This is a genomic window from Amycolatopsis sp. NPDC102389, from assembly GCF_044765885.1.
Classification (GTDB): domain Bacteria; phylum Actinomycetota; class Actinomycetes; order Mycobacteriales; family Pseudonocardiaceae; genus Amycolatopsis.
Window position 1 is genome coordinate 22602 of record NZ_JBIWKX010000080.1, and the last position, 8571, is coordinate 31172.

Consider the following 8571-nt stretch of genomic DNA (forward strand, 5'->3'; position numbering starts at 1 on the left):
TCCTCCCCGGCTATCCGCGCCGACCGGCGCCCGCGTTGGTCGTCGCGGCGGCCGCGACGAGATCGATCAGGGCCGTCACCGTGTGCGCGGCGTGGTAGCCGCGCAGATCGAGCGTCACCGACAGCCTGCTTTCCAGCTGGGAAAGGACTTCCAGCGACGTGAGGCTGTCCCAGCCGTGGGTGGCGAGCACCGGACGGGCCCGCAGATCGGCGTCCGGCTTGTTCAGTACTTCGCTCAGCGTGTTCAGCACGACGGACGCCGTGTCATCCATTTCGGTCATCACTCGTCTCCGGGTAGGCGATCCAGGTGGGCAGGCAACTCGGCGCGGTGGCGGGCACCACGGTGTACAGGCCGTCCTCGTCGGACGGGGTGAAGCCGGCCTTCTCCCAGAAGCCGTCGGCCACCTTGTTGCGTCCGGTCGGCACGTAGCGGCCGACCACCGCGGCGGCCCCGGCGTCGCGGGCCCGCCGCACGATCCAGTCCGTGATCGCGAACTCGATGCCGCGGCCGAACACCCGGCAGCTCAGCACCAGGTTCAGGACCCACCAGACCCGTCCTCGGCACTCGATCCACGCGGCGCCGACGATCCCCTCGTCGCCGAACCGGTCCGACACCGCGAAAGAGGCGACGAGGCGGTCCGGATCGGCGCACATCGCGGTCGTGACCCCTTCGTCGAACCGGTGCCCGGTCAGGTTGAACTGGTTCGTGCGCGCGGAGAGCTGGGCGACCCGGCCCACCTCGAAGGTGGTGACCGGATGCGCGATCACCCGCGTCCGCAACGCGCGCAGGTAGTCCTCCGACGAAGCGAACCCGGTGGAGAAGTCGGTGCGCAGCGCGCGCGAGCGGTACAGCGCCGGACGTTTCAGGTCGGTGCCCGTGAGTTCCGGGACGTCGAACCAGCCGGGCCGCAGCAGCGAGCGGACCAGGTGGGCCGGGTCGCCGTCGGCAGCCACCAGCGCGACGTCGGGCAGTTCGGCGGCCACATGCCCGCGTTCGAACGGGGAATCGTCCATGAAGACGAACGCGTTCGCGGCCAGGTTGAGCGTCTCGGCGGCTTGCCGCAGGTTCTGCGCCTTCGCCGACCAGTTCACCGCGCGGACCGCGAAATCCTCCTGCCGCAGCAGCATTTCCGGATGACCGCTCAGCACCTCGTCGACCGCGCCGGCGTCGTTCTTGCTGGCCAGGACGAGGACGACCCCCTGCTCGCGCAGCCGTCGCACGGCTCGCTGCAGGTCCTGGTAGCAGTTCCCGGGGTACAGCCCGCCGAGTTGCAGGCCCGCCTCGCCCGCTTCGCCGAGCACGCCACCCCACAGCGTGTTGTCCAGATCGACCGCGAGCACCTTGCGGGAAAGCCCCGACCTGGCCGCGACCACGCGGGCGACCTGCCGGGCCAGCGCGAGGAGCGCGCCGTCGGTGTAGGGCAGATCCGCGTACCGGTGCAGTCGCTCGTCCCGGGCCGCGACCGCGAGATCCGCGAGTTCACCGGCCAGGTCCACCACCGTGATCCGGCCGTCGTCCTCCGCCAGGCCGAGAAGGTCCGCGTTGAGCCGGTGCCACGCCCGGCCGATCGCGGCCCGTGCCCGCCAGCTGATCACCGAATCACGCAGTTCGGCGGGCATCGGCACGGTGTGCAGCACGAACGCGCCCGGCGTGCGCCGCAGGCAGGCCAGGATCAGTCCTCGCAGCTCGGCGAACCGGGCAGTCAGGTGTTCGGCCAGGCCCGCGGTGTCGACGGCACTCCACTCACGGGGCACGAAGTACCGCTCGTCCAGCAGGCAGGTGACGATGTCGGGGGAGCCGTCGATCTCGCCCGCGGCCAGTGACAGGTCGAACGTGCCGTAGTCACCGAGGAGAAGGGTGGGCCGGGAGCCGGTGGCGACCAGTGCGGCGCGCAGCAGATGCTCGAACGGGCCGATCGTGCAGGTGGCCAGCACGGTCATCCGGACCGGCCGCAGATCCGCCCCGGCGGGCGGGAGGTCGGCGAGGATACGGCCCGCCCGGCGGACCGTCGCCGGATCCTCGACCTCCCCGAGCCGCTGTCGCACCCCCGGAGAAGGCGTCGAGTGAGTGGCCATCGCGGTGCGGAGGCCGCCGAGCAATTCCGTGAAATCGTTCATCGACCCCTGCCTAGATTCGGAAAATCGTGCAATACCAGCGCATGCCGATGGAGATTCCGGCGAGTGCGACGAGATCCCCCGAATTCAGTTCGCCGCGGTCGAGGAACGTGCCCAGCGCGACCAGCTGATCCGCCGCGCCCATATGGCCGTGGTCGCTCGCGAGATCGTGGTTCGTCCTGTCCAGCGGGAAGTCGATCAAGCCGGCCACGTCGGCGATACCGTCCGGGTCGTTGATGTAGATGAGCCGGGCGAGATCTTCGCGCCGGACATCCGCCCGGAGGCAGGCCCGCTCGACCACTTCGACGACTCGCGCGTTGAGCTGTTCGCCGAATCGCCGGAGCAGCCGGGGGTCTTTCCGGAAATGGGCCTGCACGCGTTCGGTCCCGCTCGGCGCCGTCGCACTCGACCAGCCGGGTGGCGGAATCGGCGTGATACTGCCGCCGACATCGGTGCGGAACCAGTCGCAGAAGTCGGAATCGGTGAACTGCTCGGTGGCCAGCCACGTGGTGCGGCCGTGGCCTCGGCGCAGCACCACGGCGACCGCGCCGTCGCTGTGCACGGCGTTGTTGACGTTCATCCGGTTGCGATGGAATTCGCTGACCCGGTTGACGGCGGTGAACAGCACCGTGTCGAGCTCCGGCCGCAGCATCAGCTGCCCGGCGACGGCGCCGAGCCCGGTCACCCCGCAGGCGCAGCCTTCGGCCAGCAGCATCGTCTGCCGCTCCCGGATCTTCAGCTCCCTGGCGAGCGCGGCGGAGGAGTCCCAATACGGGTACTCCGCCAGCTCGGAATTGGCCAGTACCACCAGATCGACGTCCGCGGGGTCGATCGCGACCCTGGCCAGTGCCGCACGGGACGCCTCCGCCGCCAGCGCGGTCGAGGTCACCCCGTCCTCGGCACGATGGAAGGTCCGATAACCCCACTGGACGACGCGCTCCGGGTCGCCGACATAAGCCCCGGCGACCTGTTCGACGTCCTGGTCTTCGCCGAAGGCGTAACCGAAGCCGGCGATACCGAATTCGACGATCGGTGCTGCCATTTCTTCTCCTCTTGCCGAACCGGCAGGTCTTCCGTGGAATCATGAACCGATGGTCGGGGCGGACGAATAAGAATCGATCGGACAAGTATCGGAATCGGCAAGCCGATTTCGCGATGACGGTTTCGCGGAGATCCGGAGCGACGGAATTCGCGAACGGTTATCGGCCCCCAAGGCGTGGTGCGTGGGAATACTGCCGCACGGTTCGCCGTCCGACAACCGGTCGTCGTTCAACTGAGTTCCGATGCTCGGTTGAACACGTTGTCGTATTCACCGGCGGGCTACGTCTTCTGTGCGCCGACTCGCTGTTCGAGTTGGTGCGCGAACTCGATCCACTCGTTCGCGCACCGGCGAGCCAATGCGGCGAGGACGTACACGCTGTGCGGTGGGACCGTGTCGACCAGTTCACGCCACTCCTCCTCTGCGATCACGCGGTGCACGAGCCAGCGCAGTGTCCGGGTACCGGTCTGGGCGAAGCGCAGGGACGGATCGCGCTCGAGGTTCCGCAGGACCGCGTTGCGCTCCGTCGTCGAGAGACGCTCGGTGTGGTCGTGAGCGGGCTGGCTGGTCTCGCGCCGTTCGGTGCGGCCGTCCCGGACGGCGCGTGGCCGGCGCGGTGGCACCGGATCCTCACCGCGCTGGAGCCGTTCGCGCACGTCACGGACGGTGGCCGGGGCGATGCCCGCCGCGCGTGCGATCGAGCGCAAGGACGCGTCCGGGAAAGCCGCGATCAGTCTGCTCGCGACGCGCCGGCCGTCGGTGCTGTCCAGCGGGCGGACCTTCCCGTCACGGCCGAGCCGCGCCGTTCCTCGCGGAAGCCCGTCGATGCGGCCGCGAACCGCGGCGACGGTACGGGGTCCGAGTCCGGCGGCCGCGGCGATGGCGCGATCGGACCAGTCGGGGTGGGAGATGACGATGCGGGCGACCGCGGCTTCGCGGTCCGCGTAGGACAACGGCAGGCCGTGCGCGACGTTGGCCTTGACCGCCAGTACGAACGCGTCTTCCTCGCTGCCGTCGAAGAAGACCACGTCGATGGAGTTCTGGCCGCGCAGGCGGGCCGCGCCGAGCCGGTGCATCCCGTCGATGATCCGCATGGTCGAGCGGTGGACCAGGATCGGCGGCAGCGCGCGATCCGGTTCGGCCAGTACCCGGATGTGCTCGGCGTCCTCACCGATCAACCGCGGCGAGTCCGCCGGTCGTAACGCGGCCAACGGAACGGTGTAGGTGACCTGGTCCGCCTTCGGATACTCGGTCGACGGTTCGTCCTGTCGTTTCGAAACAGCCGAATGCCCCTGGCCGGAGCCGTGGTCAGCTTGCCCGCTCAATGGGCACCCCCGTCGGGTTGTGGATGGCAAACCTGCGACTTACCCTGAATGAGTCCTGGCGCCCGTCCGATTACCGACTATCGACTCTTCGCTGTTTTCGGGCGTCGTCGCCTGAGACCTGAATTGCGATTTGTGCGGCAGTGCGAGGATGCAAAACCGTCGCCGACCGCGTCCCCCATTAAAATGTCCCCATTGAACCCGGCGTCGTTCAACTCATGAACTGCGTCATCACTGTTGCCCTCCCCGCTCTCCTGGTCAGAGGGTAGGTCGTCGATCGACCGTGAACTAGGTGTTCAAGCGAGTTCCAGTGCGCCAAGGGGCAGCCGACGGAACCATCGGGCGGTCCGCGCTGCCCGTTCAACTGCTTCGCGGGACGCGGTTGAGCGTCGAATGCGCTATTCGGCGGCTCGGAACTTTGTCTATTCGGCGGCCGCCTGAGCTGTTCGGCGGCGGCGATACAGCTATTTGGAGGGTCGTGGAAATGCCCAGTCTGACGCAGGCCGAAGCGAAGTCACGCGGCGCATTGCTGCGGGTACGGTCGTATCAGGTCGAGCTCGACCTGACGCTCGGGGACGAGATATTCCGATCGACGACGAGAATCGTTTTCGACGCGCGTTCCGGAACTGACGGCACATTCCTCGACGTGCGTCCCCGCGCGCTGCGCTCGGTGACCCTCAACGGTCGTGAACCGGACGTCGCCGAGCTCCAGGACGGGCGGCTCACGCTCACCGGCCTCGCCGACGAGAACGAGCTCGTCGTGGTCGCCGACATGGCCTACTCACGGGAGTGCGAAGGCCTGCATCGGTACACCGATCCCGCCGACGGCCAGGTCTACCTGTACGCCTTCGTGTACATCGACAACGCGCCCCGGATCTTCGCCTGCTTCGACCAACCGGATCTCAAGGCGCCGTTCACCTTCACCGTCACCGTTCCCGACGACGACTGGCAGGTGCTCGGCAACGCCCCGGCGACCCGGCTCGGCGCGGGGCGTTGGCGACTTGCCGAGACCGCGCCACTGGCGACCTACCTCACCACGCTGGCGGTCGGTCCGTACGAGTCCTTCCACGCCGAGCACGACGGAGTGCCGCTGGGCCTGCACTGCCGGGCCTCGCTGGCCGACGGGCTCAAGGACGACATCGACGAGATCTTCGAGATCACCGGGCAATGCCTCGACGAATACGGGCGGATGTTCGGTGTGCCCTATCCGTTCGGCAAGTTCGATCAGGTCTTCGTCCCGGAGTTCAGCGTGCTCTCGCTCGACCACCCCGGTTGTGTGCTGCTGCGCGAGCTGTACCTGTTCGGCTCCGCCGTGCCGGACAGCGAACGGGAGACCAGGGCGGTGGTCATCGCGCACGGCCTGTCCCTGATGTGGCTGGCCGGGCTGGTCACCAACACCTGGTGGGACGACCTCTGGCTCGGCCAGGCGTTCGCCGATTACATGGCCCACCGGGTCACCAGCGACGTGACCAGGTTCTCCGGGCCGTTGACCACGTTCGCCGTGCGACGCAAGGCCCAGGCCTACGTCGCCGACCAGCGGCCGTCGACCCATCCGGTGAGCCTGGCCGGGCCGGACGTGCGGACGGTGTTGCTCGAACTGGACCGGATCTCCTATTTCAAGGGCTCTTCGGTGCTGCGGCAGCTGGCCGCGCGCGTCGGCACCCCGGCGCTGCGCGAGGGCCTGCGTGTCTACTTCACCCGCCACGCGTACGGCACGGCGACGTTCTCCGACTTCCTCGCCGCGTTGAGCGAGGCCACCGGAACCGATCTGACCGAATGGGCCCGTGTGTGGTTCTCCACCTGCGACGTCAGCACGATCACCCCGGAGATCACGGTGACCGACGGGGTGATCACGGCGGCCGCCGTGCGCCAGGACGTCCCGGTCGGCCACCCGGTGCCGCGGCCGCACACGCTGGATGTGGGCTGCTACGGCGACGAGTCCGCGACGGTGCGGGTCGCGGTCGAGGGTGCACGGACCGAGCTGCCGCAGCTGGTCGGCCGCCCGGTGCCGGAGTTCGTCCTGCTCAACGATGGCGACCTGACCTACGCGAAGATCCGCTTCGACGACCGTTCCCGCGCCGCGCTGCCCGAGTTCCTTCCCCGGTTGTCCCCGGTCAACCGGGCGATGGTGTGGTGCGCGCTGCTGCTGGCGGTGCAAGACGGCGCCTACCCGGCCGCCGACCACCTCGACCTGGTGACCGGGATGCTCGCCGTGGAGCCGGAACCGTCCATCGTCGTCGAGGTGCTCGAACAGGCCCGTGTCGACGTCGCGGATCGTTTCCTGCCCCCGGCGCGGCGGCCAGCGGCGCTAGCCGCCATCGCCGGCGCGATTCGCGACCGCATGGCCGACGTCGCGCCATCCGATGAGATCTGGCTGTGCCTGTGCCGGGGGCTCATCGAGTTCAGCGCCGACGTCGGCGAGCTTCGTGGCTGGCTGGAAGGTACCCGGCAGCCCGCCGGGCTCGTGCTCGACGCGGATCTGGCCTGGCGGACCAGGTACCGGCTCGCCGTGCTCGGCGGGCTTTCCGAGGACGAGATCGCCGCGGCGCACCAGGCGGATCCCAGCACCAGGGGTGCGCAGTTCGCGGCGAAATGCCGTGCGGCCAGGCCGGATCCGGCGGCCAAGAGCGCGGCCTGGGAGGCGATCGTCGGCGACACCGAGGTCTCCAGCTACGGACTTTGGGCGCTGGCCGAGGGATTCTGGCAACCGGAGCAGGCGGAGCTGACCGCCGGGTACGTTCCGCGGTTCTTCGCAGAGATGCCCGCGGCCGCCAGGCTGCGCGGCGACCTCGTGCTGGACGTGCTGGTGCGGTTCCTTTACCCGCGTTACGCCGCTTCGCCGGAGACCCTGCGGCTCGCCGACGAGCTGCTGTCCCGTGCCGACGTCGAGTTGCCGCTGCGCAGGCGGGTCGCGGACTTCACCGACGACCTGCGCCGGGCGGTGGCCGCCCGGTCCGACGGCAGCGACTGAGTCGCCGTGCGCGTGGGAATCGCCGGCGGCGGCGTCGCGGGCACGATGCTCGCCTGGCGTCTGCTGCGGTCGGCGCCGCGGATCGCGGTCGACCTGTACACCGCTCGATCGGCCGACGGTGACGCGACCAGCGTGTCCGGCGGTCTGGTCCGCGGTTTCGAGCGGACCGCGCCGGAATGCCTGCTGGCCGCGCAGAGTCTCGCGGAACTGCGCGGAGACCCCGCGTTGCGGACGGCGTCGGACTACCGGGAGGTCGGGTCGGTGTACCTGCTGCCTCCCGGAGCCGAGGTGACCGAGCTGGTCCGGGTGCTCGAAGACGTGCTGCCCGGCTCGGCGACCTTGCTCACCGGCCCCGAGCTGGCCGTCCGGTATCCGTTCCGCGGCCTGCCCGCCGGGGTGACCGCGGTCGTCGAACGGCACGCGGGTTACCTGTCGCCCGCCGGGTTGCGCGCCGCCGCGCTGGGCTGGCTCACCGACCGCGGCGCGACCGTCCGGCGGCTTCCGGTGACGGCCGTGGGTCCGGGCCCGGTCCTGCGCCTGGCCGATGGCGCGACCGCGGAATACGACGCGGTCGTGCTCGCCGCCGGCCCGTGGACGCCCGCCTTGCTGGTGGCGAGCGGGCTGCCCGGCGATGGGACGCGCGTCAAACAGATCCAATACACGGTGTACGAGGGGCGGCCGGCTCGGCTCGGAACGTTCGTCTGGGAGGGCACCGGCCTGTGGGGCCGCCCGGCGGGTGACGCGGGGTTCCTGCTCGGCCTGCCGAGCGAACGCTGGGACGTCGACCCCTCCGGCCCGCGGCCGGACGCCGCGCTCGCTGAGCGGGTCGCGGACGAGGCCCGGCGCCTGCTCGGTCATCCGCCGGCGGCGAACTGTCCACATCGGACCACGGCGTCGTCCGACTGCTATCGCGACCCGCCGGGCCTCGCGCTACGGGAGGCCGGGCCGGGGGTGTTCACCTTCAGCGGCGGCTCTGGTGGTGCCGCCAAGATCGTCGTCGCGGCGAGCCGGGTCGCGGCGGCCGCGCTGGTGCGATGACCGGTCGTGGGGGGGGGGGGGGGGGGGGGGGGGGAAAACCACCCACCAACACCCACCCCCCCCCACCCCCCACCACCAACACCCACC

The 8571-nt window shown here is 69.9% G+C and carries 6 protein-coding genes; 2 read left to right on the forward strand and 4 right to left on the reverse strand.

The window, feature by feature from the left end; genetic code table 11:
- Window positions 1-10: 10 nt before the first annotated feature.
- The 4 genes from ACIRGA_RS37275 to ACIRGA_RS37290 form a co-directional block, all read right to left on the reverse strand.
- The gene (locus ACIRGA_RS37275) at window positions 11-280 is read right to left on the reverse strand and encodes an acyl carrier protein (RefSeq protein ID WP_400950857.1); all 270 of its coding nucleotides are present in this window, start codon (window positions 278-280) and stop codon (window positions 11-13) included.
- The gene (locus tag ACIRGA_RS37280) at window positions 264-2117 is read right to left on the reverse strand and encodes an HAD-IIIC family phosphatase (protein ID WP_400950859.1); all 1854 of its coding nucleotides are present in this window, start codon (window positions 2115-2117) and stop codon (window positions 264-266) included. The genes ACIRGA_RS37275 and ACIRGA_RS37280 overlap by 17 nt, the downstream gene beginning before the upstream one ends.
- Before the next feature lie 10 nt (window positions 2118-2127).
- On the reverse strand, window positions 2128-3156 hold the full coding sequence (locus ACIRGA_RS37285) for a 3-oxoacyl-[acyl-carrier-protein] synthase III C-terminal domain-containing protein (protein WP_400950862.1): 1029 nt from the start codon (window positions 3154-3156) through the stop codon (window positions 2128-2130).
- Between the two features lie 278 nt (window positions 3157-3434).
- Window positions 3435-4478, reverse strand: a complete 1044-nt coding sequence (locus ACIRGA_RS37290) for a ParB/RepB/Spo0J family partition protein (RefSeq protein WP_400950865.1) — start codon at window positions 4476-4478, stop codon at window positions 3435-3437.
- A 481-nt stretch (window positions 4479-4959) separates the two neighbouring features.
- Here ACIRGA_RS37290 and pepN point away from each other — a divergent pair, with 481 nt between their 5' ends.
- Window positions 4960-7446 (forward strand): aminopeptidase N, encoded by a 2487-nt coding sequence (gene pepN / locus ACIRGA_RS37295; RefSeq protein WP_400950867.1) that lies wholly within the window; start codon window positions 4960-4962, stop codon window positions 7444-7446.
- A 6-nt stretch (window positions 7447-7452) separates the two neighbouring features.
- A complete protein-coding gene (locus tag ACIRGA_RS37300; RefSeq protein WP_400950870.1) occupies window positions 7453-8484 on the forward strand; it encodes an NAD(P)/FAD-dependent oxidoreductase in 1032 nt (343 codons plus the stop codon).
- The last annotated feature ends 87 nt before the right edge of the window (window positions 8485-8571 follow it).

Coding starts and splice junctions, on each gene's coding strand:
- ACIRGA_RS37285 (WP_400950862.1), bottom strand. CDS start 3,156: ATGGCAGCACCGATCGTCGAATTCGGTATCGCCGGCTTCGGTTACGCC.
- pepN (WP_400950867.1), top strand. CDS start 4,960: ATGCCCAGTCTGACGCAGGCCGAAGCGAAGTCACGCGGCGCATTGCTG.
- ACIRGA_RS37275 (WP_400950857.1), bottom strand. CDS start 280: ATGACCGAAATGGATGACACGGCGTCCGTCGTGCTGAACACGCTGAGC.
- ACIRGA_RS37280 (WP_400950859.1), bottom strand. CDS start 2,117: ATGAACGATTTCACGGAATTGCTCGGCGGCCTCCGCACCGCGATGGCC.